The sequence below is a fragment of the Marinococcus salis genome, assembly GCF_054971365.1.
The window spans coordinates 119,933-144,402 of sequence record NZ_JBQOJB010000006.1 but is presented as its reverse complement, the minus strand read 5'-3'; the positions used below and the strand labels follow the sequence as shown (position 1 = coordinate 144,402).

The window sequence follows — 24,470 nt, the reverse complement described above, 5'->3', positions numbered from 1 at the left end:
TCAAAGCCCCATTTTGCCTTTACAAAATATGACGTTAACGTTAAGGTTATATCATGAAACTTAACAGGAGGGTGATGCATGCTGTACAAAATTGAAGAAGCCGCTCAAACCACAGGCTTAACGAAACGTGCAATACGTTATTATGAACAAATTGGTCTTATATCAGCACCAGAGCGTACAGAAAAAGGAACCAGAGTGTACGATGACCAGGATATTGAACGTCTGCAGAATGTAGTAACCGCAAAGGAGGTTCTTGGGTTTTCTCTTCAGGAGCTGCAGCAGTATCTCGATTTGAAAGAGCAGGTAAAAACAGTCTATAGCCACTACCAGTCGGTACAGGAAACGACGATGCAGCACGAGGATTTGAAACAAATTTCTGATAGCCTTCAGGCCCAGATTGATATGCTCGACCAAAAAATCAACCAGATGACAACGTTTAAAACGGAAATGGAAAATCTGAAAAACCAAGCTGACAACGTATTATCTTCATTCAATAAGGAGAAGTGACTGCTTTATGAATATTCAAACCAGGGCACGGTGGATTACGATCTTCGCCACATTTTTAGCTTTTATGGGTATCGGCGTCGTGGACCCCGTCCTTCCTTCCATCGCGGCTTCTATCGGTGCTTCTCACTGGCAGGTGGAGCTGCTTTTTACGTCCTATATTTTAGTGATGGCCTGCATGATGATTCCTGCCGGGATCCTTTCGAGCCGGTTTGGTGATAAACGGCTGATGAGCGCCGGGCTTTTGATCGTTACAGCCTTCGCCCTGCTTTGCAGTGTGGCGGGAGGCATTACTGAACTGGCCCTTTTTCGCGGCGGCTGGGGGCTTGGCAACGCTATGTTTTTCGCCACTGCTATGACCCTGTTAATCGCTCTCTCGAGGAGCGTGGAAACAGCGGTAGGTATGTATGAGGCGGCAATTGGCCTGGGCCTCGCCGGCGGTCCGCTTGTAGGCGGCCTTCTCGGGGATCTATCCTGGCGTGCTCCTTTTTTTGGTACAAGTCTTTTAATGCTTATCGCTTTTATTTTAGTTATCTTTTTCGTCCATCCGCCCGCTCCTAAAAAAGCTAAAGCTACGGCTGGATGGCAGGAGCTTCGTCATCTTTTTACACACGGGCCGTTCATTAAGGGTGCGCTTGCCGGCATGTTTTATTATTATGGTTTTTTTGTCGTGCTTGCTTACTCCCCTTTAATTTTATCTTTAACTTCTATTCAAATCGGTCTCGTCTTTTTTGGATGGGGATTATGCCTGGCCTTCGGCTCGGCTGTTTTATCGAGAAGGCTTGAGAGGCGGTTTACTCCTGTGAAATTACTGCCGTTCACCCTCTCTGCTTTTATTTTAACGCTTTTAGGATTGTTTTTTGCGTCCTCCTCAGTATTAATGATTATGTTCATCGTACTTTCAGGATTATTTTCCGGCCTGAATAATTCTTTATTTACCAGCCATGTAATGGAGCATTCGCCTTACGAGCGCAGTATTTCTTCTGGAGCATATAATTTCCTTCGCTGGCTTGGCGCTGCTTTTGCACCGGTCATGTCGGGATTAATCGGTAATTCATTATCAGCCCATCTTCCATACCTGGTCGCCGGTGTTCTTGGCGCAGCAGCTTTATTGTTTATTGGATGGAGCAGAACAGATCTGCAAACCGAACAGACCGAAGCTCCAAAAGCGTAAAAAAATCCCTGCAGATATTTCTGCAGGGATTTTTTTATGCCCGGTTGGCTACAGTCGTTGTTTCCTGATAAAAGCGTTCAAATTCGGCTACGACATTATCGAGAAAATCAATTGTGCCCTGGTCCGTTAAGTTTCCGTTTTCGTCCATTTTTTCATGCACAGCTCCAATAAGCACTTCATTTCCGGGAAGTACTTTTGCACTCATGCCCGGAGCGCTCAAAATCTGGCGCAGATGCATCTGCGCTTTCACGGTGCCCAGGCCGCCAAGAGAAGCTCCCACCAGCATGGTTGGTTTGCCGGCAAAGTCGTAATCGACCCGGGAATTCCAATCCAGAGCATTTTTAAGCACGCCGGAAATTGAACCATTGTATTCCGGAGTTGCAATAAGTACGGCGTCCGCTTCACGTACAGAACGCTTGTACTCCTGCACATAGTCCGGAGCATTGCTTTCCTCGTCCTGATCATAGTGCGGAAGATCGCGGATATCTAAAATATCAATATCCATGATGTCGCCGTAACGGTCCTGCATGTACTCCACTAATTTTCCGTTAAAGGATTCCTGACGGATACTTCCTACAATAGCTGCTACTTTCATTTGATCTTTCATCCTTTCGTGTTGAACTTCATTTATATATCATACACACACGTTACCGGCTGTTTCAAGTTATCTGCTTACTTTTTGTAAGTGCCTGATGCAGAGCTGTATCCTTTTCCTGTACACGCGTGTGCCAGTATTCTCTGTCCCAGTCGGCAAGCTGTTCATCTTCGACAGCCCGCTCCATATAAAAGGAAAATGATTCCACTTCTTTTAACACAGACGAATCTCCCGTTTTCACGAGCATCGTCAGTGCTTCCATGCAGGCTGCCATCACCGAGATATCTTCCCGGCCGTACAGTCTGATCTGGTAAAAGCTTTTGTATAAATACTCTCTAAAGGGCTTTACAGGCATAAACAACCTCAGTTCATCCTGCTTGTCGACAAAGTACTGATCATTTCTGTGTTCATGACTGAGTTCGGAGAGCAGTGCCCCAATACGGTTTATACAATTGGCTGCTGTATGTGGATCATTAATCGCCGGAGAAATGGCCCGCAGCGCTATCTCTACAATTTTCTGCATGGAGAATTCAATATCCTGAACATTGCTTCTCTCTTCTCCTACTAATACAAAACCTCTTAATATTTTTGGGGATAAACTTTGCTTTGACCAGTAGCGAAATAATGGCTCGCCCTGATGAACATAAGCTCCTACCTGAAACAAGCATTCGACGACGGCTTCCTCCTGCCTGGCCCAGGCAATCAGTTCAGGCATCTTCACCATATTGGTGTATCCCGACCGTTCAGCATGAACGATTGTTTCTTCATCGTTCCGGAAATTGCCGTTCCATTCGCTGAAGCTGTTTACTCCAGAATATGTATATGCATCCTGGATCACCCTCGAGGCATCGGACCGTATGTGGCTGATCAGATGATTGACCTGCAGCCACTGGGTGGAGTGATAAATAAAGATTATAAAAAAGGCCAGACAGCCAAGCGCCACAAAAACTGTCAGCATAGGCATCAAAATTTGGTTATTACCTTCGCTTGAAAAAAGCAGCATGTTTACCAGGGTGAACAATACCCCAAATGTAAACACCCCGAGCGTATGCTGTGTCGTCGGGCTTTTCATAAAATCCTGCAGGGCTCTTGGCGTGAACTGTGTAGCGTACGTTGTCAAAACAACCATAATCGAAGAAAAACTGATAGTGGTCAGCGTCAATAATGCAGTAACCAACGCGCTGTACAGGGAAGTAGCGGTGTTATTTTCTACGAGCAGCATAGAAGGCACATTGTTGTACACAGGCCGCAGCAGCTGCTGGTCCATAATAGAAGTACCTATTACTATAATTAAACTAAGAATGCCGTAGCAGCCTGGAACGAACCAAAACTTGTCCCTGACCTTTACATACCATTTCTGCTGCTTCATGATTTTCCTCCATTTCTATCGTGCAATTCCGCAATTATAAAGGAAATCACCAAACAATGCATTTCTTGTATGAATGTTTTACAATGGTATTTGATACTGAATAAAAGGAGACAGACGATGGTAACGTTGAAGACAGAACGAGAAATTGAGCTTATGCACGAAGCTGGGAAGATTCTTGCCGCCTGCCATAAAGAAATCGCCAAAATGGTCAAACCAGGCGTCACCACAAAACAAATTGACGATTTTGTCGAAAAATTTCTGGCAGAGCGCGGTGCCACTCCTGAACAAAAAGGCTTTCAAGGATACAAATACGCAACCTGTGCCTCCATAAATGATGAAATCTGTCACGGCTTTCCAAGAGCCCGTCCTCTTGAAAATGGTGATCTCGTTACAATTGATATGGTAGTGAATTTAAACGGGGCTCTGGCGGATTCTGCCTGGACCTATGCCGTTGGTGACGTAAGCAGTGAACTCGAACGGCTGATGGAGGTTACAGAATCATCTTTATATAAAGGTATTGAACAGGCCAAAGCGGGCAACCGCATCGGTGACATTGGCCACGCCATTCAAACATACGTGGAAAACGAAGGTTTTTCGGTGGTACGCGACTTCACCGGACACGGCATTGGGCCTACCCTTCACGAGGATCCACAGATTCCTCATTTCGGTGCTCCAGGCAAAGGCGGACGCTTAAAGCCCGGCCACGTTATTACGATCGAGCCGATGGTCAACACCGGAGACTGGCAAAGCAAAATGACATCCAATGGATGGACCGCCACCACCCGGGACGGAGGTCATTCTGCCCAGTACGAGCACACAATTGCGATCACAAAAGAAGGCCCGGTTATTTTAACGAGCCAGGAGAGCCTGTAAGCGTCAAAAAGCGCGGACCCAATGGGGCCGCGCTTTTCACTACTTATAAATTTTCAATCTTATTGTCTTCGTAGTCCTTCTGGCGTGCTGCTTCGACCTGCATGATGTTTTCAATCGTGCGAACCGATTCTTCTACGCTCATGCTGTGGGCTTGCTGCATCCCTTTGTCGATCATTTCATTTGTGTTCAGTTGACTGTTTGTCAAAACAATAATGCCTCCTTTGAGTATGTTTACATAATAATACATTCTTCGATATATTTCAACCGAAAATTTTATTTTTTCTGATAAATGAAAATAATAAATAAACAAGAGAGAGCCGGCTGGACTATTCCAACCGGCTCTCTCTTGTTATCAATCCGGAATACCTAAAGCGATTTTGGCGTAACGGGACATTTTATCTTTACTCCAAGGTGGATTCCAAACAATGTCCACGTCTACTTCGCTGATTTCTCCGTATTCCTTTAAATCATTCAAGGCGAAATTAATATCATTAACAATCGTTCCTGCAAGCGGGCAACCCATTGCGGTTAAAGTCATTTCAATATTCGCCTGTCTGTTATCATCAATTGTTACTGTATACACAAGCCCCAAATTTACGATATCAACACCGAGCTCTGGATCAATAACATTTTCCAGTTCAGCCCAAACTCGTTCTTCCAGTTCTTTTTTTTCTTCTGTCTCTGCCATGGAAGCTTCACCTCCTACTTTCTGTATTCACCTTATCAAAAATTAACGTCCCCCGAAACCAATATGCTTGAATTTCATGAGAAGAATTAATAGCATGAAGTGGTTATACATAATTCCTGAAGGGGTAAGTATAAAAAGCGCAAGCAAAGTTCTTGAATCTGCCTGCCGAAAAATATACAATATGAATCGCTATAAGAAAGGAATGAGGAGGGCGTAGATGCTTTTTTGGCTTAGTATTACCATAGTTGTTATTGTTCTCGTTATGATACCGGCATTTAAACGCTGGATGCCTGTTTTCCGCGTTCCTTGTTCATCCCTTCCTCAAAGTCAGGATACCGGGGCCCATATTTTGGATGTACGCGAATACCAGGAATCAGACCGCAATCCGGTGGACGGGGCGTTCGCTCTTCCGTATCCGCATTTAAAAAGGCATTTGCAGACCGTTCCGAAAAAAGAAGTGTTTCTCATTGCTCCAGATAAAGTTTCACGCAATCTAAGCACCCGGCTGCTGTTAAAAAATGGTTTCACCGTTACCGGCTACGCCGTAGTGCGCAGAGGCGAGCAGGGCTATCCCCCTGTAAAACTTCCATGCAGTGGTTCGTAATATTTACATAAAGCAGGCAGCCGTTCATCCGGCTGCCTGCTTTATTTTTTTGGAGCCTTTTCTCTCCTTGCATTAATAACAACGGCCCGGGCTTAATTGCCCGGGCCGTTGTTATTTCTTTAATTGTTATATTTTCTTAGGAAAAACCGTTTAATGGACCTGTTCCAACAAGCGTTACTACATCTTCATTGGCCACTCCGGCATTATCCAGAGCTTCCACTGATACAAGGCCGTACATACTGCCTTTATCGGTTTCAAACGTTAAATGCTTTTTTTCATTATTTTTTAAAGCATCTGTAAAGAAACGCTGATTATCTACTCCGTACAGCTTCACTTCCCAGTCCTCTCCGTTATCATCACGGACTTCCAACTCACCGTCTGTATAACGGAGCTGTTCCTTATCTTCTGTAAAAACTTCATCTACTTTTATTGTTTTCATTGCCTAGTCCTCCTTCATCCGATTACGTCTACCTATACGAATGCCCGAATCTTTTCTCCATAAAACCTCTTATTTCAAATTTCTTGGGGAAATTATTTTTCCTCTTTTTCTGAAATTTTCACAATTTTTACAAAACATGTACCAAATTTATTATTTTTATAGTAAACTTTTCTCACAAACTGTTCACATCTTTATAACATCTTATGTACAGTTGCACTATGGAAGGGAGTTGTTACATATGTCAGGATTTATGAACAGCGTTGAGGAATTACTTACCACTATCAGTGGCATTGTGTGGGGGCCTCCATTTTTAATTCTTATTTTGGGAACAGGTATCTTTTTAACGATTCGTTTAGGATTTTTGCAATTTTCTACTCTTCCTTACGCATTAAAGCTCGCCTTTTCAAAACAGGACAAAAAATCAGATGGGGATATTTCCCACTTTCAGTCGCTGATGACCGCACTAGCCGCTACGGTCGGAACGGGTAATATTGCCGGGGTCGCTACAGCCGTAGTAATTGGCGGTCCCGGGGCGGTTTTCTGGATGTGGATCAGTGCCCTATTCGGAATGGCCACAAAATACGGTGAAGCCATTCTCGCTGTTAAATACCGTGTCCAGGATGAACGGGGGCGCATGGCCGGCGGGCCCATGTACTACATAGAAAAAGGACTTGGATGGAAATGGCTGGCGGTTTTGTTTGCCGTGTTTGCTGCGATTGCCGCCTTTGGGATCGGAAATACTGTCCAGTCCAACTCTGTGGCAGACGTTCTGGACTCCAACTGGAACGTGCCTACCTGGATTACCGGTATTATACTCAGTATTTTAACCGGAGTGGTTATTCTTGGCGGCATTAAGTCCATCGGCCGGGTCGTTTCATTTATTGTGCCGGTTATGGCTGTCTTTTATGTTGTCGGCGGGCTGATTGTCATTTTAGGTAACATAGATCTTGTGCCTGCCGCAGTCGGTTCCATTGTTTCCGACGCATTCACCGGACAGGCTGCTGCCGGCGGGGCTGTCGGGGTTGTTATCCAGTACGGAGTGGCCCGCGGGGTTTTCTCCAATGAGGCAGGCCTTGGGTCCGCACCAATTGCAGCAGCTGCAGCCCGTACTGACTATCCCGGGCGGCAGGCGCTTGTCTCTATGACTCAGGTTTTCATTGATACAATTATTATCTGTTCCATTACCGGTATTTCTCTTGTGATGGGCCAGAACTTTGTAAGCAGTGAGTTAGACGGCGCTCCACTGACTGCCGCCACGTTCGAGTACTTTTTAGGACCGGCCGGCAGCATTATCGTTTCTGTAGGACTCATTTTCTTCGCCTATTCTACTATTCTGGGCTGGTCCTATTACGGAGAACGGTGTATTTATTACCTTTTCAAAACGTACAAGGCTGTGTTTGCCTATCGTGTCATTTTTGTTGTCGCTGTGTTTTTTGGCGCTGTGGTCCAGTTCGGAATTGTCTGGTCGCTTGCAGACACAATGAACGGCCTGATGGCCGCGCCAAACCTGATCGCCCTCTTAGGGCTCTCTGGCGTTATCACTGCGGAAACGGTTCGCTTCCGTAAACGAATGAAGGAAGAAAAGAACGGTACAGCTACCTGGAACAAGTAATAGCAAAACGAAAGCACCTCACTGAGCCTGTAATGGGCCCGTGAGGTGCTTTTTCACGTTTCGGGCACTTCATGGGTGAGCGGCTCCCCTTTGAGTCCCTGCAAAATATGGTCTGCGGTTATATCTGCCATTTGCCGGCGCGTTTTTTCGCTGGCACTGCCGATATGCGGGAGCACCACAACATTGGAAAGGCTGACAAGTGGATGGTCTGCCCCAATAGGCTCGTTCTCAAATACGTCCAGGCCGGCGCCAAAAATTTCTCCTTCCCGGAGCGCATCTATCAGTGCCGGCTCATCCACCGTTGCTCCTCTCGAGGAATTGATAAAAACCGCCGTTTTTTTCATTTTGCGAAAGGCCTCCGCATCTATCAGTTTTTCTGTCTCTGGCGTCGCCGGAGCAAGCACGCAGACAAAATCGGCCTGCCCAAGGAGCTCGTCAAGCTCTGTATACACTGCACCAACCCGATCTTCTGCCTCACGCTTTCTCGAACGGTTATGATAAAGAATATTCATATCAAATCCAGCAGCCCGTTTCGCCACCGCTTCTCCGATACGACCCATGCCGATAATTCCAAGCGTTGCCCCGTAAATATCCTGTCCTGTAAATGCAAAGGGTGCCCAGGAACCCCATTCGTTATTCCGGATCGTATCCATTGCTTCCGGCAGCCTGCGTGCTGCGGCCATCAGTAAAGCAAAGGTTAAATCCGCTGTCGTTTCTGTCAGCACGCCGGGAGTATGGCCCACTTTAATTTTATTCTCTCTTGCAGCCTCAAGATCAATGTTATTATATCCCACTGCCATCGTTGCTATTACTTTTAACCGCGGCGCCTGTTCAATTACATTTCTCGTAACTGCTTCCGAGACGGTACAAAACAACCCGTCTGCTTCTTCCGTCCTCCGGATTAATTCTTCTTCTGGCACTGCTTCGTTTTTATTCCATACATCTACCGTGGCTTCCTGTTCCAGCTTTTCAATTAGCCAGTGCGGCATCGGTCTTGCAATAAAGATATGTGGTTTGTCCACTGTTATCCTCTCCTTTGAAACATTATAGTATGCCACTCATTTGTCTGCTTACGCCATTCAATTTCATAATTTTTATTCTGGAAGGCTTTTTCGACTCGTTCAACGGACCAGTCAACCAATCCTGATACGACAATCGTTAAAGGAAGGTCTTGTATAGATTCAGCTCGTTCGAGCCAGTGTACTGTAGTGTCAGCCCCGATATTAATGACGGCTAAGTCATACGCCTCGTACGGAAAGACTGTGCCAACTACATCCTGTTCATACACTGCAATTCGGTTTTCTACATCGTTTAATGCTGCCTGCTGTTCAATCTCCCGCGTTACCGGTTCTGTGTCATAAGCTGCTACCTGCACCCCTTTTTTTGCCAGGGCAACTGACAATATTCCGCTTCCAGCACCGATATCTGCCGCTCTTCTTCCCTCTGCCTGAGTGACAATCCATTCGAGAGCATCTCTCGTGGTTTCGTGAATTCCTGTACCGAATGCTCCCTGGGGATCAAGCCGAAGCTCTTTTTTCAGCTGTGTTTCCTGGAACGGAGGGTACACAACCTCCCATCCTTCCGCGAGTGCAATGTTTTCATAGGACGCCTCTTTCCATTCCGGCGGCTGCCACACATGTATATCACATGCGTTGACTCCAAGCATCCGGCCCAGCTCTTCTTTCGGGACATTTTCCGTGTAAACATACAACCTGCTTTTTTCCCCGCTGCTGAATTCGTATGTATACCCGTCTTCATCCTTCATTGTCTGTATTGCTTCATCAATATAAAATGTATAAATATCATACTCATAGAGCCGCAGGCTCCATGCTTCATTATCCCCAGCCGGGACTTTGATTGAGTACCACATGCCAGCTGCCTCCTTTTCGTAAAATTTATAGCAAAACGATCGTCCATGCAACATTCATTTTTTCGTGATCAGGTTCTCTTTGCCGGCATAGACGAGGAAATTAGTATTTCTCCTTTGAAAAGCCTTTCTTTTTTTAAAAATGTTCTTTAATCTAGAGGAAGAGTGCTTACTCTATTTACCTTATTGATACTAGTAGGAGGTCGACCTATCGATGGACTATCGCGTAGAAAAAGATACACTTGGAGACATGCATGTACCGAAGGACAAGCATTGGGGCGCCCAGACCCAGCGCAGCCTTGAAAACTTTAAAATCGGCCAGGAAACTATGCCGATCGATGTAGTATACGCATTCGCTATTTTAAAGCGCTCCGCGGCTCTCGCAAACAAACGCCTGGATAAGCTTGAAGCAGAAAAGGCCGACGCGATCGTTGAAGCCTGCGACGAAGTACTTTCCGGAAAACTCGACGACCACTTTCCACTCGTTGTCTGGCAAACCGGAAGTGGCACTCAATCTAATATGAATATGAACGAAGTGGTGGCCCGCCGCGCTTCCCAGCTGCTCGAAGAAAAAGGATCTTCTGAGAGCGTGCATCCAAACGACGATGTCAACCGTTCCCAGAGCTCAAATGACACTTTTCCAACAGCGATGCACGTAGCCGCTGTGCAAAAAGTGGAGGATCAGCTTCTTCCTGCCGTGGAAACGCTTCGTGCGACCCTTGAGAACAAAATGAACGCGTTTGAGGATGTCATTAAAATCGGCCGCACGCATCTCCAGGATGCCACTCCGCTTACTCTCGGCCAGGAGGTCAGTGGCTGGCACCGGATGCTTGAGCGTTCTGCTGAAATGATTACAGAAAGCATTGATCACGTAAAGGACCTGGCAATCGGCGGCACTGCTGTCGGTACAGGGATCAACGCCCATCCGAGATTCGGGGAATACGTAGCTGAAGAAATCAGTTCCTATACCGGGAAGGAGTTCCGTTCCGCCCCAAACAAATTTCACGCCCTCACCAGCCATGACGAAATTTCTTACGCACACGGGGCATTAAAAGCGCTGGCTGCTGATGCCATGAAGATTGCAAACGATGTGCGCTGGCTTGCAAGCGGCCCCCGCTGCGGAATCGGAGAAATTTCCATCCCCGCAAACGAGCCAGGAAGCTCTATCATGCCAGGGAAGGTAAATCCAACCCAGAGCGAAGCATTGACTATGGTTGCAGCACAGGTAATGGGCAACGATGCTACAATCGGCTTTGCAGCCAGTCAGGGCAATTTTGAACTAAACGTGTTTAAACCGGTTATTGTTTACAATTTCCTGCAGTCCAGCTACCTGCTCGCTGATGCGCTCGTTTCCTTTAACGACAAATGTGCGGTCGGCATTGAAGAAAACCAGGAACGTATCGATGCGCATCTGCGAAATTCCCTGATGCTTGTCACAGCGCTGAATCCGCACATCGGGTACGAAAACGCAGCTAAAATTGCTAAATCAGCCCACGCTAATGGGCAAACACTGAAGGAAGCCGTGCTTGAAAGCGGTATGCTAAATGAGGAAGAGTTTGAATTAATTGTAGATCCGGCCAAAATGGTTTCCCCGAGTGAATAAACAATGATAAAACAATAACCTCCCAGGCTTTGATTGGCCTGGGAGGTTATTCTTATTCATCCGTACGTTTTCCTTCTTCGTAATGATACAACGGCAGCCGGTGACTAAAATAATAGGCAGTGTAAACACCAAGCACGGCCATAACAAGCCATATCCACGCATGCAGACTGAACGAGGCAATACCGCTGAAATATGCCCCAATGTTGGCGCCAAATGAAATACTGGCGCCATATCCCATCAGTGCCCCGCCAACCAGAGCAATCAAAGCCACACGCGGAGCAATTCTGGAGAAACGAATCTGGCGGTTCATTGCCAGGGTTACTACGGTACCGAGGACCACACCAAAATTAATGATGCTCATGGAATCCATCATTACTGGCTGATGAAGAGCGACAAACTGATCCTGTTCAAACCAGTATTTCCAGTCGCTAACATCCATTCCAAGAACCGTCGCTATCTTTGAGCCCCATAGAGTAAAGGAGGCTGTCAGCTTCCACGGTTCCCCCTGAACGAGAAAGATGAGCGCGTTTAATACTGCCAGAATAACAGCACCCACCCACAGCGGCCAGGATCCAAAGATTATCCGGCTCCAGCTTGCAGCTGAAGGAAGTGGTGGAAGAGCCGGGGGTCTCGTTCGTTTTTTATGCACATATGAGCCAAAAGCAATTAAGCTGAGAAAAACAATCTGAATCACCCAGGCCCAAATGTAACCAATTCCCGTATCCACTGCCAGAGAGACTGGTTCAAATGAAGGTAGTGACGTGTTCCAAAAGCCAAAATGGGAGGCCCCTGCCACTGCCCCCACTGTAAAACCGGCCAATGTGCAAATTAAGGCGGTTCTGCCGCCCTCTGCTTCGTAAAATGAGGAGGGGGCAAGACCACTGCCTATTTCCATACCAAAACCGAAAATGAAAGCTCCAACTACCAACCCCACGCTCACAGCGGAAAGAGCCGGTATTGGCACGGTGCCGAAGAAAGCCGGGCTGAGAATAAAAATGGCAGCTGAAAAACTGGAAACCAGGATAAGCATCAGCATATGGGCCCGGAGCATCTCCGTATTGCCTTTTTCAATAATCTGCCGGTAAACGGCCGAAAAGCCGAAGCGGGCGTGGAAAAGGGAAAATCCGAGAAAAAAACCAATCCAGAGCAGCATTACATACGACCAGCCTGATATGTGATAAGACACGAATGAAAGCGCAAGGATGACTAATAAGCATACTAGCGAAACAATATTTTGTGGATTGTTTAAAATAGATATTTCTGGCTCGGAACTTGCTTTTTTCATTTATTAATTCTCCTGACTGTAGCTGTTCTAGAGCTTTGTTCTTCTTTTCCCTCCCAGATATCATTCACACATTGACTATTAAAATAACTCCCCGGCACCAGCCGGAGAGTTATTCATTTACGTTCTATGGCATTTAATACAACTCACTTAATGCATCTTTAGTAAAAGGCACGAGGTCTTCCGTTCTGCCTTCCTGCATCTTTTTCGCCCACGCCGGATCCGTTAACAGCGGACGGCCGACAGCGACCAGGTCAAATTCACCGTTTTCCAGCCGCTCGACTAATTGTTGGATGTCGTCGTTTTCTGCTTTTTCAAAGCTTGTAAAAACGCCGTTCAGCCCTACAGAGCCTACTGTCACGGACGGCTTGCCGGTTAAGTACTTTGTCCAGCCGGCAAGGTTAAGGGAAGAACCATCAAATTCCGGTTCCCAGAAGCGTCGGGTAGAGCAGTGAAAGACATCCACGCCTGCTTCAGACAACGGCTGCAGGAATTGGGAAAGTTCATCAGCCGTAGCAGCAAGCTTGGCTTCAAAATCAGACATCTTCCATTGCGAAAACCGGAAGAAAATAGGGAAATCCTCTCCTACCGCACGGCGGCACGCTTCGATTACCTCCACGGCAAACCGGGTCCGTTCCACGAAATCGCCTCCGTATTGATCCGTGCGTTTATTAGTTTTTTCCCAGAAAAACTGATCAATTAAATAACCATGAGCCCCGTGGATTTCAATGCCGTCAAAGCCAATACGCTTCGCTGCTGCTGCCGCATCCGCATAGGCCTGTATTAGCTCTTGAATTTCTGTTTCCGTTAATGGCTTTGACACTGCTTCCCCGCTTAACGCTAAACCGGAAGGCCCAATAGGCATCGCCTCAGGATTCGGTTCTGCCCCGACCGGCCGGGTCATACCTACATGCCAGAGCTGGGGGATGATTTTGCCCCCCGCTTCATGCACTGCGTCTACAACCTTTTCCCATCCTGCCAATGCACTTTCTCCGTAAAAAGCCGGAACTCCAGGGTCTTCTACGCTCGCCGGGTGATTGATGCCGGTGCCCTCTGTTACGATCAGTCCCACGTTGTTTTCAGCACGCCGCCGATAATAGGCTATCACATCTTCATTTGGTACGCCCCCCGGAGAGAATCCTCTTGTCATCGGAGCCATTACCGTTCTGTTTTCAAGATGCAGATCTTTTATCTGAAAGGGTTCAAATAACGGAGCCGCTGCCTGCTGATTAGATGCTTCCTTTGTCATTATTACAACTTCCTTTCTGCTGTCACCATATATTAAGTAGTATGCAAAAATCAGTATGCACGCATCGTTTTTCCAAATGCAACTTATCCGCTCAACCTCTGTATTTTTTTGATGCTAATTTACCGGAACCCGTTTGCATTCTACTGAAAAGTGGTATTCCTTACTAGACTACTTACATAGGTACAAATACCTTAAGGAGGACATAATATGTCAGATAAAGCGACAAAAATCATTCAGGAATCGCTCGATGCCCTGATGCAGGATGATACTTTTCTTCCCGACTATGAGGGTCAGGAGCGTGAAACGGCTTTTTCCTCTCTCATCTCCATCCTTTCCACTCCCAACCACGTACACAAATCATTTCTCCGTGTGCCCCTTCAAAACGGTGAAGTAGTACGGGTTCCTGCCTACCGGGTGCAGCATAACGACACGATGGGGCCTTATAAAGGCGGTGTGCGTTTTCATGAAAGCGTGAATGAAGATGAGGTCTCCTCTCTTGCTTCTCTGATGACCATTAAAAACGCCCTGCACGACGTGCCGTTCGGCGGCGGTAAAGGCGGTATCAGCATCAATCCGAAGGATTTTTCTAAAAAAGAATTAAACCTTATATGTAAAAAGTACGTACAGTACTTTAACGACGTGATCGGGCCGGATAAGGACATTCCCGCTCCGGACGCCGGCACAAGCGCCAGGGAAATGGACTGGATGATGGCAGAATATAAAAACATTAATCCCGGAATTCCGTACCGGGGCAGCTTCACCGGTAAAAGCGTAAAAAACAGCGGCTCCCTCGGTAGAAGAGAAGCCACAGGCAAAGGTGTTTATTTCAGTCTTCGCTACCTGCTGCATGATTTTTTAAAGAATCGGCGCGATGAATTTCAAACATCGGAAAACAAGTTTTTTAAAACAGCTCTTGAATTTTACGACCGTCCATTATCTATAGCCGTCCAAGGGTTTGGCAATGTTGGCTCAGTAACCGCGATGCAGGCATACAATTGCGATTACCTCGACACGAAGGTCATTTCCGTCAGCGACCACAATGTGACTCTTTATAATGAAGACGGACTCGACATCCCGGCTCTTCTCGACTTTGCCAATGACCATCATGGAGACCTTCCTACTACGGAGGAAGAAATTCATGACCTTGGCATTAGTGCAGAGCTCCGTGACCGTGACGATATTCTTTCTCTTGAAGTAGATGCTCTGTTTTTCGCCGCTCTTGGCGGAGTTATTAATAAAGATAATGTTCAGGACGTTAGAGCTTCCATTCTTATTGAGGGCGCCAACTCCCCTATCACTACTGAAGCAGACGCTATTTTAGCCGAACAGGGGGTTGTAATTATTCCTGATATCCTCGCCAACGCCGGCGGTGTGATCGTCTCTTACTCCGAATGGCTGCAGGGCCGGGAAACGTTGTATTATTCCGAGGAGCAGGTGACGAAAATTTTGTTTGATAAAATGAAAGAAACGATGGACCGCGTGCTCCCTGAATTTTTTGGAGACCCTTATGCCCTCCGTCAAAACTGTTACATTCATTCCATTATGTCGCTTTGTACAATGCTCCATATTCGCGGAAAATTATATTAATTTAACAAATGAAGACCGTGCAGATGCGCACGGTCTTTTCTGTAAAAAATGCCCCAGACTTTCCAAGCTGGTTGGAAAGTCCGGGGCTCACTGTTTTAAGACAGCTTTAGCTGCCCAGTTTTTGAACAAACTCTTTTGCCACTGCTTCTGTCGACTGCGGGTTTTGTCCAGTGATCAAAAAGCCGTCGGATTCCACGTGCTCAGTCCAATTCGGTGCTGTGACGAATTCAGCTCCAAGCTCACGAAGACGACTCTCAAGTAGAAAAGGCATGTGTGCCGTAAGTCCGGTATCTTCTTCCTCGGCATCTGTAAAGGCGTTCACCCGTTTACCCGAAACAAGTGGTTCCCCGTTAGAGAGTGTAACGTTAACCAATGCTGCCGGGCCGTGGCATACGGAAGCCACATATTTATCCGCTTCATAAAAATCCCGGACAAGTTCCTGGACTTTTTGGCTTTCCGGCAGGTCAAACATCGCTCCGTGGCCTCCAGGAATAAAGATGGCATCAAAATCCGAAGCAGAGACGGTATCCACCTTCACGGTCTCTTCGAGATATTTTTCTGCATCCAGAATTTCCTGGCGCGTTTCCTGCTGCACACTGCCTTCATCGATAGGCGGCTTCCCGCCGTCTACGCTTGCGATCGTTACATTATAACCTTTATTTTGAAATTCAATATATGCTTCCGCAAATTCAGAAAGCCAAATACCGGTTTTTGCTTCATTGTTCACTTTGGAATGGCTTGTTACAACCATTAATACATTTTTTGCCATGACGTTTGTCACCCTTTCCAAAATTATCTTCTGAGTAAGCCCGAAAGAATGTCTGAGGCTTTTTCTTTCCTTGCACCTTTTTAAACATTCTTTTCGCTAATGCAGATCCCATTGTAATCGTATCTGGGATCCATGCAAAGCAATCTGCTCACATTCAGCCGTTCCACTGCAGCAGCTGGGCGCCTGTTAAAAAGATAATTGCGATACCCATCCAAATGAGAAGCAGGGGGAAATAAAATTTTACCCATTTGTGCCAGGGGACGCCCGCAAGCGCAAGAGTGGCCATGAAATAACCGGATGTAGGAAAAATAATATTCCCTAAACCGTCTCCCAGCTGGTAAGCGAGCACTGAGGTCTGCCGGGTTACTCCGAGAAGATCCGAAAGCGGAGCCATAATTGGCATCGTTACGAGCGCCTGGCCGCTTCCTGATGGCACTAGGAAATTGAACAGAAACTGAATGACAAACATTCCCCCAGCGCTCAGTACAACCGGCATGCCGCTTACCGCTGTCCCCAGTCCGTGAACAATGGTATCCATGATTTGCCCTTCCTCCATGACTACGGCTACCGCTCTTGCCACACCTACAATCATCGCCCCGGCCAGTACGTCCCGAAAGCCTTCGTTGAAACCATCACATACCTGAGACGGTGTCAATCCTGCAATCATACCCACTACAATACCCATGATGATGAACAATCCAGCCATTTCAAGCATAAACCATCCCTGGGCAAGCACACCATAAATAAGTATTCCAAAAAATATGAAAATAAACATGGAAGCAACTTTCTGACGCTTATGAAAAATATAAGCCTTTGTGTCATCCGTATGCAGATACAGTGATCGTTTTTCTTCGTCTTCCTTATAGGTCAGACTCAATTCCGGCCGCTGTTTCACTTTTTTCGCATACTTAAGCACCCACAGGATTCCAATAACAGCCAGTGTAAGAAACAAAGCAATACGAACCCCAAGCCCTGAATACAGCGGAACGTCAGCTACCTGCTGCCCAAGCCCCGTATTAATGGGATTTAAAAAACCAGCTGTAAAACCTGCAGTGGTCGCTATTAACGCAATAGCCGCGGCAGTTACCGAATCGTACTTTAAGGCAACCATTAGAGGCAAAATAACAGGTACGTACACTAGACTAAGCTCCTGCGTACCTATCAGACTGCATATAAAAGCAAATACAAACATTAGTACCGGCACTATCGCAAGACTCTTGTTTGAAAATTTCCGCGTTAGCCGGTCCACGGCAATTTCAATTATACCGGTGCGGCGCAGCACCATAAACATACCGCCAATCACAAAAGTAAAGAATACCACTTCTGCTGCTGCAACCAGTCCATTTGGCACTGCAAGCATAAAATCAACAATACCTATTGGATCCGAAGCAATCTGTTGGTATGATTCCGGATCTATTGTCGTTCTCCCTTCGGGTCCTGGGATCTCTTCAAATGTACCGGCAGGGATTATGTAAGTAGCGACTGCTGCCAAAGCAGTAAACATAAATAAAATCACATAGACATGAGGCATATGAAACCTGCTGCTTTTTTCAGGGTGGGGCTGCGGCTTCTCCGTCTCTTCTGCGTGTTCTTTCATTTTTTCACCTTCTTTGAATTTCTTACGTTTTATACTAGAGAATTCAAAGACAAAGTTCATTGGTCATTCTGATACAAATCCGAAACTTTTTTCAGGCATTTTCACTAATTTTTATCGCTCTGCTATTGTTCTTTCGCAGATAATATAACAACCACTGTAGATGTTTCAAAAAACTCCCATAAATAAAAAAAGCATGCCGCCAAAGCAGCATACTTTTCGTTTATTTCGAAGGACGTTCCCGAAGTTCTTCCCCGTTCTTTCCTTCATAACGACGTCCCCACCCGGTAATCGCTGCAAACAGCATGATTAAAACGAGAAACCAGCCCTGAAAGACGAAGGGAAATACTGCGGTCGGCTCTACTACCGGCAGCCAGCTGTACTGCTCCTGCATGGTCTGAATTGTCGACCAGCCTAGTAGCACCGGCGCTCCCCATGGAAAAATATAACCAAGTGCCGACGTTACTGCGTCCAGCAGATTGGCCCGGCGATAACGGTGGATACCATATTTTTCGCCTATGTCCCGCACGAACGGGGCTGCTGCAATTTCTGCAGCTGTGTTAATGGTAATAGAACTGTTCAACAGAGCCACAATCCCCCACATTGACAGCTCTGCCCGGCGCACCGAATGTTTGATCCAGCGCACCAGTCCGTTCGTAATAGCCTGCATCGTGCCGCCAAGTCTCATCAAATAGGCTGCTGCTACAATTAATAAAATCAGGATAGCCATATTTACATAGCCGGTAATTCCATCGACCAACGCTCCTTCGACCACAGCATCTGCTTCAGGATTAAAGCGAATAATATCTGAAAATGAGCCAAGGCCGGAAATAACCACTAATGGAATGGCTGATACAATTCCCCACGTTAACGAGGTGATTAAATGCTGGCCGGATAAAGCCAGTAAAAGAACGAGCAGAAACGGCAAAAGCATAATCAACCCGCCCGGCGAAACGTCTTCCACTGCATTTGCCGTTGAAACGCCAGGAACAGCACTGCCGCCCCCACCGCCAAAAACTGCAAATAACACTGCACTTGGGATAGCTGCTGCAATGGCGTATTTGAACCTGCTGCGCACTACCCCCGGCACATCCGCATTCTGCGTCGTCGCTGAAACGATCGTAGTATCTGAAACAGGGGCAAGATTGTCACCAAAAACTGCTCCAGCAAGTATCGCAGCAAACAGCAGTACCGGATCTGCTCCGGTAGCAACACCAGCAGGGAACATCAACGTACAAAACGCCACAGTCGTACCGTAGCCGGTGCCTACTGCTGTAGAAAAGACTGCAGCAAGCAGAAAGGTCACGGCGGTGAACAGGCCGCCGGTTACTCCAGTGGCTATCCCTGTCCAGACAAGCCCTTCCACTAAACCTCCCACCTGCAGCACCTGGGCGAACATACCTGCATAAAACCAGGCAACCATAGCGATTACGCCAATAGGCTGAGCCAGTCCGTCAAACAGGCCCTGGGCATAGTCTGCCCACCGGCTTTTACAAAACAGCATTCCCAGGGTCAAACCAATGACCGCTCCAAGGACCAGTCCAATTTCAGAGGACAACTGAAGGACGCTGGTAGTGATTGCCCAGACAACAAAAAACAATAACGGCACTGCAGCACCGAAAGCCCCGATCCTGAAGTCCAACGTTTCGATAGATTTGGCCCCTACGGCTCTTTCTAACTTTTCTTCTTGTTCTGCCATGTATAAAACTCCTATGTAAAAAATTATTCAGCACGGAAACCATTTTACCACTCCAGTGCCTGTTTGTAATGGACAAACGTACACCTTGAAAAGAATTTTCCCTATCCAAAAATAGCTGCTGATTTCAATAGCAGCTATCGAGTCCTGCACCTGCGGATTTTTCGCAAGCAGTGCAGCATATTATTCATATTGTTTAAGGCATAAGTACCTTTAAGAACAATGAAGCATAACCTTGCAAACAATCAAGACCCGCATTAAATGCTTGTAGCTTTATGCAGAAGTCACCTTACATCTAATATTTCGCCATTATTTTACAACAAGCACTGGGTGTCGTATTTGTTCCACGATTTTTCTGCTGACGCTGCCTATTACCATTTTTTGCAGCGGATTTAGTCCCCTGCTTCCAACAACAACACAATCAAATTCATATTCATTGGCATATTCACTGATGGCTGCCGCCGGCTCCCCGTGCAGCACTATTTTTTCTGTTCTTATTCCTTCTGCATTCAGCCGTTCGACCGCAGGCTGCAGGATTTCCTCTTCATTCTGCTGATGAATATATAATTCATGCTCACTCAGCTTGCCTGGTTTTGGCTGCGCGGAGCTGGTGGCATATACCACCTCTACATAAACTTCTGCGAGCTCCGGCGCGATGCTCTCAATTGCTTTTTCCACCGCACGGGCGGAATGATCAGAACCATCTACTGCAATTAATAATCGTTTAAACATAGAAACGCCCCCTCTGTTACTTCACTTTCGTTTTTTCTGTTCTAACATATTGTTCCCGGTTTTCTGCCAGTTTATACAGCTTTTGTTTTGCTTTGACGGCAGAAGTCGGACACAGCATAAATACTATTGATTGTTTTACTTTAACATACCATATTTTTACGTATTAATATTCAGGTCGCTTTTCTCCTGCGCTTGCTTTCATGATATGGTAGAGAAAATATTACAGAGAGGGAGTTTCACGTGGGATATGTAGAAAACTTAAGGCACCTCGTCGGCAAAGAAACAGTTATTCTTGTAGGTGCTCTCATCATTGCAGAAGACGACGATGGACGTATTCTATTACAGGAAAGAACCAGTCCCCCGGGAAGTTGGAGCTTTCCTGGAGGCTTAATGGAGCTTGGGGAAACAGCCGAAGAAACAGCAGTACGGGAAACCTTGGAAGAAACCGGGCTCCGCGCCCAGGGCCTCCGTCTCTTTAACGTGTATTCCGGGGAGGATACATTCGTGGTGGCACCAAACGGTGATCCTTTTTACTGTGTTATTATCGTCTACACTGTGGAAGAGCTGGAAGGGGCTATCCAGCCTGACCCTGAGGAATCAGCCTCGGTCGCTTTTTTGAATCCTTCGGATCTTCCCGAAACAATTGTTAGCGGCCAGCAGACGGTGATGGAGGATTACCTGCGCACCAGGTATCCGGGCGATACATAATATAAAAAAGCAAGCCTTCTCCCACTGGAAAAGGCTTACTCTTAAATATTATTATAGAGGGTTTCTGCGGTGTTTATTCCGTTTTGAATACAGGCACCAATGCCTACCCCGTAATACGAAGCTCCAGCCAAGTAAACCCCAGGATATTTTTCTTCCAGCATCCTTTCGAGCTGGTCGACCGCTGATTTATGCCCGATATGATAATTTGGCATCAACTGTTCCCAATTTGTTACTTCAAGGCTTGTTGGCTGCTGGTCAATGTGAAGGCTTTTCTTTAGATCCTTCAACGCTGTCTGTTTGATCTGCTCTTCTCCTCCTGTCTGCATTCGTTCATAGGCAGGCTTCGAGCTTTTGTAGAATAATCGTACAAGCACATTTTCCCCTTTCGAAGTATGGGCCCATTTCCGGTTGCTCCATGTGCACGCATTGCATTCAAGATCACTGTCTTCAGAAACGATAAACCCTGTCCCGTCTTTTGGCAGACTGTCCGGAGGCAGGGAAAAACCAGCGTACACGCTTAAAAGAGAAGAGCTTTGGAACTGATTAAACATTTCCGTCAGTTCTTCGTCCTGCAGTATACGCGAGGCAGTCTGATGAGGAGCCGCTATGACTACGGCATCTGCCTGCAGACGTTCTCCGTTATCTAGCTGCAGCTGGTACGCTTCCTCTTCCTGCTTAATATAATTTACACATCGCCCCAGCAGCACCTCTGTTCCGGTTAATTTTGAAAGAAGCGCTTCTGGAAGTGAAGACAAACCATTTCGAAATGAAATAAATTTTTTGCTGCCTCCCGAACCAAACGTTTCTTTATTCTTGGCGATCCCCCGCATAATACTTCCAAATTCATTTTTATAGTCCACCAGGTATGGCAGCGTCGATGCCATGGTAAGCGAATAAATATCTCCGGAATACACCCCGGATAATACTGGCGCGATTTGGTTTTTTACTAGTTCACGACCGAGAAAGGCTTCAAGAAACTCTCCTACCGAACTTTCTTTCGTGAATTCTTTATTCTTTTTCACATAGTCTCCAAGCGCCTGCCATTTTCCTCTCCAGGAAAGAAGCGGACTTTTCAGGAGTGATTTCGGGCCCGGCGGGATACCGAAAACCGCATCCCTTGGCAGCGGATAAAGCTGGTCTTTTACATACAGGTACGACACTCCGGTACTGTTATAAACCATTTCTTCTTCGAGACCTGCTTCTTCAATCAACGGAAGCACCGCCCCGTGCCTGGCTACGACAGAGTCAGCCCCTGTCTCCATAATGAAGTCTTCATGATGCACAGTTCGTATTTTTCCGCCTGCTTTATTTTCTTTTTCTACAAGGGTCAATTCAATATTGCTGCTGCTTGCCAGTTTCCATTTCTGCAGGTAATACAGAATAGTAAGCCCTGTAATCCCCCCGCCAACTACGGTAATACGTTTCATCAGTCTTCCTCTTTTCTGCTTTCTAACGATTTTATATTCTTCCTAAAATTATGCCGCCGTTCTTCATTTGATGCAAATATATAAAATATTTGCATGCATACGTTTACAAATGTTTACAAAGAGATAGGAACAGGTATTGGTATCAGGCTGACATCTGCTATGGTTGAAAGGAGAAATAACTATGGGAAAACTAAACGGAAAAACAGCTATTATAACTGGTGCTGCGAACGGAATTGGAAAGGCTACAGCTGCGGTGTTTGCCGAAGAAGGAGCAGAAGTTGTTTGCGCTGATGTGAATGAAAACGATTTGCTTGATACTGTCTCCTCCATCAATAATAATAATGGCCAAGCTGCTTCTGTTAAGCTTGACGTTTCAAGCGAGTCAAGTGTGCAAGAGTTTGCAGAGCACATGAAAAGCAATTACGGCACTATCGATATTTTATTTAACAACGCTGGTGTTGATCAGGAGGGCGGCAAGCTTCATGAATACCCGGTTGAATTATTCGACCAGATTATGAGTGTCGATTTGCGGGGAACCTTTTTAGTGAGCAAATATATAATACCGTTAATGCTTGAAGAGGGCGGTGCTATTATCAACGTCTCTTCTATGTCCGGTCTCGCTGCTGACCTGGACCGTTCAGGCTATAACGCGGCTAAAGGCGGTATCACAAATATGACAAAGGCGATGGCAATTGATTACGGCCGGAATAAAATCAGGGCGAACGCCCTCGCCCCAGGGACTATTGAAACTCCGTTGATTGATGATCTTGCCGGGAGCCAGGAGCAAGAAAGCGGCCGGCAGTTCCGCGAGGCACAAAAATGGGTGACACCGATGGGGCGGCTTGGAGATCCCCGGGAAATGGCTACAGTAGCCCTTTTTCTTGCCTCGGATGACAGCTCTTTTGTTACCGGTGAAACTATTTTAGCTGATGGCGGCTTGATGGCCTACACCTGGCCGGGAAAAATGCTGTTTGAACAAGGATGGAAAGAGAGTACCGAATAGCTCATCATAACTAAGAGCCGCTGTATGCCTATGGACATAGAACGGCTCTTACATTTTTCTATTCAATTTGTTTGTTACAAAGCTGTATGTGTAAATGTCAAGCTTCATCGTACGTATATCGCACTACATATTTATTGGAGCGCAGCTTTCTTATTTCGACGAGCGGACCCAGTTCATATCCATTGTGCCAGTTTTCTTCCAGCTTTGCTTTGAGACAGCCGGCCTGAAACTTTGAGTGAAACGTTTTTTTCCAGTATATCCAACGTGGTTTGGTTTCCTGCACTAGAATTTCTACTCCTTTATCATATATTTAAATTTGTTTTTTCTCTACATATTGTACTCTCAATTGCTTTATTTGTTAAGTATAACAATCATTCGCACAAAAACCCCACAGCCAAATAACTGCGGGGTTAATCATTTTATTTTCAGCCGATCAGTTCTTCATCTTCCCGGTGCTTGATCTGCCTGCTTGTTCGTTCTTCTTCCTTATCACGCATCCGGTGGGCAAGACGCGCAGAAGCACTCGAAGCAATGCTTGCCACCAGATCATCCAAAAAGGTATGCACTTTGTCTTCGCTTGTGTCCAGTTCGTTAATAATACCGTCTTTTGCTTTGTCCAAATATCCAAATGTGGTGACGGCTATACTGCCAAAGCCAAATACTGAACCAAGTGCTACTGTTTCATCAATGCCAAAAAGTCCTTCGTCCGTATCAACCAGGGATTGCAATGGCTCAGACAGCTGATTATTTTCAGCCAGTTTATCGATTTCTACGCCCACTAATATAGCATGCTGAATTTCCCTTTTATACAATACAGCATCCACGCTTTCCAAACAGTCATCCATCGTCAGGTTGGGCGCATATTTTGCTTGCATATTATATACGATGTCGGCAATGTCTTGCAGGGTGACGCCGCGCTCCTCGAGCATGTCTCTTGCTGCTTTTTCTACTTTTTCGCTTGATACTCTTTCTTTAGTCATATTGCTGCCTCCTTTATCGAGTGCAATCCGGAATACATAAAAAGCCCTTAAAATTATGTTACAATAGCTATTGCAACAATAAGAAACTCCACTAATATTATTTCCCTATGAAAGG

General features: G+C 46.2%; 25 protein-coding genes. 9 read left to right on the top strand and 16 right to left on the bottom strand.

Annotation, left to right across the window (positions count from 1 at the left end):
* Positions 1-78: 78 nt before the first annotated feature.
* Together ACTTK6_RS07930 and ACTTK6_RS07925 are read left to right on the top strand one after the other, a co-directional pair.
* Complete coding sequence (locus ACTTK6_RS07930; RefSeq protein ID WP_079475933.1) at positions 79-507, top strand: MerR family transcriptional regulator; 429 nt, start codon at positions 79-81, stop codon at positions 505-507.
* 7 nt (positions 508-514) lie between these two features.
* A complete protein-coding gene (locus tag ACTTK6_RS07925; RefSeq protein WP_079475932.1) occupies positions 515-1,678 on the top strand; it encodes an MFS transporter in 1,164 nt (387 codons plus the stop codon).
* A gap of 34 nt (positions 1,679-1,712) precedes the next feature.
* Here ACTTK6_RS07925 and ACTTK6_RS07920 read toward each other — a convergent pair whose 3' ends face one another.
* Together ACTTK6_RS07920 and ACTTK6_RS07915 are read right to left on the bottom strand one after the other, a co-directional pair.
* The gene (locus ACTTK6_RS07920; protein WP_079475931.1) at positions 1,713-2,273 is read right to left on the bottom strand and encodes an NADPH-dependent FMN reductase; all 561 of its coding nucleotides are present in this window, start codon (positions 2,271-2,273) and stop codon (positions 1,713-1,715) included.
* Between the two features lie 64 nt (positions 2,274-2,337).
* Complete coding sequence (locus tag ACTTK6_RS07915) at positions 2,338-3,642, bottom strand: DUF2254 domain-containing protein (protein WP_022794035.1); 1,305 nt, start codon at positions 3,640-3,642, stop codon at positions 2,338-2,340.
* Positions 3,643-3,759: 117 nt separating this feature from the next.
* Here ACTTK6_RS07915 and map point away from each other — a divergent pair, with 117 nt between their 5' ends.
* Complete coding sequence (gene map, locus ACTTK6_RS07910) at positions 3,760-4,515, top strand: type I methionyl aminopeptidase (protein WP_079475930.1); 756 nt, start codon at positions 3,760-3,762, stop codon at positions 4,513-4,515.
* A 43-nt stretch (positions 4,516-4,558) separates the two neighbouring features.
* On the opposite strand, the gene ACTTK6_RS07905 is transcribed toward map, so the two are convergent.
* Positions 4,559-4,720, bottom strand: a complete 162-nt coding sequence (locus ACTTK6_RS07905; protein ID WP_158219179.1) for a hypothetical protein — start codon at positions 4,718-4,720, stop codon at positions 4,559-4,561.
* 147 nt (positions 4,721-4,867) lie between these two features.
* Positions 4,868-5,203, bottom strand: coding sequence for a metal-sulfur cluster assembly factor (locus ACTTK6_RS07900; protein WP_079475929.1), 336 nt, complete (start codon positions 5,201-5,203; stop codon positions 4,868-4,870).
* Between the two features lie 217 nt (positions 5,204-5,420).
* Between ACTTK6_RS07900 and ACTTK6_RS07895 the strand changes: the two genes are divergently transcribed.
* The gene (locus ACTTK6_RS07895; RefSeq protein ID WP_462833114.1) at positions 5,421-5,807 is read left to right on the top strand and encodes a sulfurtransferase; all 387 of its coding nucleotides are present in this window, start codon (positions 5,421-5,423) and stop codon (positions 5,805-5,807) included.
* A 136-nt stretch (positions 5,808-5,943) separates the two neighbouring features.
* Here ACTTK6_RS07895 and ACTTK6_RS07890 read toward each other — a convergent pair whose 3' ends face one another.
* Positions 5,944-6,246: a hypothetical protein gene (locus tag ACTTK6_RS07890; RefSeq protein WP_079475927.1), complete on the bottom strand. Its 303-nt coding sequence runs from the start codon at positions 6,244-6,246 to the stop codon at positions 5,944-5,946.
* A gap of 250 nt (positions 6,247-6,496) precedes the next feature.
* Here ACTTK6_RS07890 and ACTTK6_RS07885 point away from each other — a divergent pair, with 250 nt between their 5' ends.
* The gene (locus ACTTK6_RS07885) at positions 6,497-7,858 is read left to right on the top strand and encodes an alanine/glycine:cation symporter family protein (protein ID WP_462833129.1); all 1,362 of its coding nucleotides are present in this window, start codon (positions 6,497-6,499) and stop codon (positions 7,856-7,858) included.
* Between the two features lie 53 nt (positions 7,859-7,911).
* Here the strand turns inward: ACTTK6_RS07885 and ACTTK6_RS07880 are convergent, their stop codons facing one another.
* On the bottom strand, positions 7,912-8,880 hold the full coding sequence (locus tag ACTTK6_RS07880) for a 2-hydroxyacid dehydrogenase (RefSeq protein WP_462833113.1): 969 nt from the start codon (positions 8,878-8,880) through the stop codon (positions 7,912-7,914).
* A 2-nt stretch (positions 8,881-8,882) separates the two neighbouring features.
* On the bottom strand, positions 8,883-9,728 hold the full coding sequence (locus ACTTK6_RS07875) for a 50S ribosomal protein L11 methyltransferase (protein ID WP_158219180.1): 846 nt from the start codon (positions 9,726-9,728) through the stop codon (positions 8,883-8,885).
* A gap of 211 nt (positions 9,729-9,939) precedes the next feature.
* Here ACTTK6_RS07875 and fumC point away from each other — a divergent pair, with 211 nt between their 5' ends.
* Entirely contained in the window at positions 9,940-11,328 is a 1,389-nt protein-coding gene (fumC, locus tag ACTTK6_RS07870; protein ID WP_079475925.1) for a class II fumarate hydratase, read from the top strand.
* Positions 11,329-11,380: 52 nt separating this feature from the next.
* Here the strand turns inward: fumC and ACTTK6_RS07865 are convergent, their stop codons facing one another.
* Both ACTTK6_RS07865 and ACTTK6_RS07860 read right to left on the bottom strand, forming a co-directional pair.
* Entirely contained in the window at positions 11,381-12,613 is a 1,233-nt protein-coding gene (locus tag ACTTK6_RS07865; protein WP_462833112.1) for a YeeE/YedE family protein, read from the bottom strand.
* 133 nt (positions 12,614-12,746) lie between these two features.
* A complete protein-coding gene (locus ACTTK6_RS07860) occupies positions 12,747-13,859 on the bottom strand; it encodes an NADH:flavin oxidoreductase (RefSeq protein ID WP_079475923.1) in 1,113 nt (370 codons plus the stop codon).
* A 207-nt stretch (positions 13,860-14,066) separates the two neighbouring features.
* On the opposite strand from ACTTK6_RS07860, the gene ACTTK6_RS07855 reads away from it, so the two are divergent.
* The gene (locus tag ACTTK6_RS07855) at positions 14,067-15,446 is read left to right on the top strand and encodes a Glu/Leu/Phe/Val family dehydrogenase (protein ID WP_079475922.1); all 1,380 of its coding nucleotides are present in this window, start codon (positions 14,067-14,069) and stop codon (positions 15,444-15,446) included.
* A gap of 106 nt (positions 15,447-15,552) precedes the next feature.
* On the opposite strand, the gene ACTTK6_RS07850 is transcribed toward ACTTK6_RS07855, so the two are convergent.
* The 4 genes from ACTTK6_RS07850 to ACTTK6_RS07835 form a co-directional block, all read right to left on the bottom strand.
* Positions 15,553-16,215, bottom strand: a complete 663-nt coding sequence (locus ACTTK6_RS07850; protein WP_079475921.1) for a type 1 glutamine amidotransferase domain-containing protein — start codon at positions 16,213-16,215, stop codon at positions 15,553-15,555.
* 154 nt (positions 16,216-16,369) lie between these two features.
* Positions 16,370-17,812 (bottom strand): YfcC family protein, encoded by a 1,443-nt coding sequence (locus tag ACTTK6_RS07845; protein ID WP_218669542.1) that lies wholly within the window; start codon positions 17,810-17,812, stop codon positions 16,370-16,372.
* Positions 17,813-18,032: 220 nt separating this feature from the next.
* Entirely contained in the window at positions 18,033-19,508 is a 1,476-nt protein-coding gene (locus tag ACTTK6_RS07840; RefSeq protein WP_079475920.1) for a Na+/H+ antiporter NhaC family protein, read from the bottom strand.
* A 306-nt stretch (positions 19,509-19,814) separates the two neighbouring features.
* Entirely contained in the window at positions 19,815-20,237 is a 423-nt protein-coding gene (locus tag ACTTK6_RS07835; protein ID WP_079475919.1) for a universal stress protein, read from the bottom strand.
* A gap of 240 nt (positions 20,238-20,477) precedes the next feature.
* Between ACTTK6_RS07835 and ACTTK6_RS07830 the strand changes: the two genes are divergently transcribed.
* Positions 20,478-20,945 (top strand): NUDIX hydrolase, encoded by a 468-nt coding sequence (locus tag ACTTK6_RS07830; protein WP_079475918.1) that lies wholly within the window; start codon positions 20,478-20,480, stop codon positions 20,943-20,945.
* Between the two features lie 41 nt (positions 20,946-20,986).
* Here ACTTK6_RS07830 and hemG read toward each other — a convergent pair whose 3' ends face one another.
* Complete coding sequence (hemG, locus tag ACTTK6_RS07825; protein WP_079475917.1) at positions 20,987-22,372, bottom strand: protoporphyrinogen oxidase; 1,386 nt, start codon at positions 22,370-22,372, stop codon at positions 20,987-20,989.
* 181 nt (positions 22,373-22,553) lie between these two features.
* Between hemG and ACTTK6_RS07820 the strand changes: the two genes are divergently transcribed.
* A complete protein-coding gene (locus tag ACTTK6_RS07820; RefSeq protein WP_079475916.1) occupies positions 22,554-23,375 on the top strand; it encodes an SDR family oxidoreductase in 822 nt (273 codons plus the stop codon).
* Positions 23,376-23,472: 97 nt separating this feature from the next.
* Here ACTTK6_RS07820 and ACTTK6_RS07815 read toward each other — a convergent pair whose 3' ends face one another.
* Positions 23,473-23,658 (bottom strand): hypothetical protein, encoded by a 186-nt coding sequence (locus ACTTK6_RS07815; protein WP_022795241.1) that lies wholly within the window; start codon positions 23,656-23,658, stop codon positions 23,473-23,475.
* Positions 23,659-23,800: 142 nt separating this feature from the next.
* Positions 23,801-24,355 (bottom strand): phosphatidylglycerophosphatase A family protein, encoded by a 555-nt coding sequence (locus tag ACTTK6_RS07810; RefSeq protein ID WP_079475915.1) that lies wholly within the window; start codon positions 24,353-24,355, stop codon positions 23,801-23,803.
* Positions 24,356-24,470: the final 115 nt, after the last annotated feature.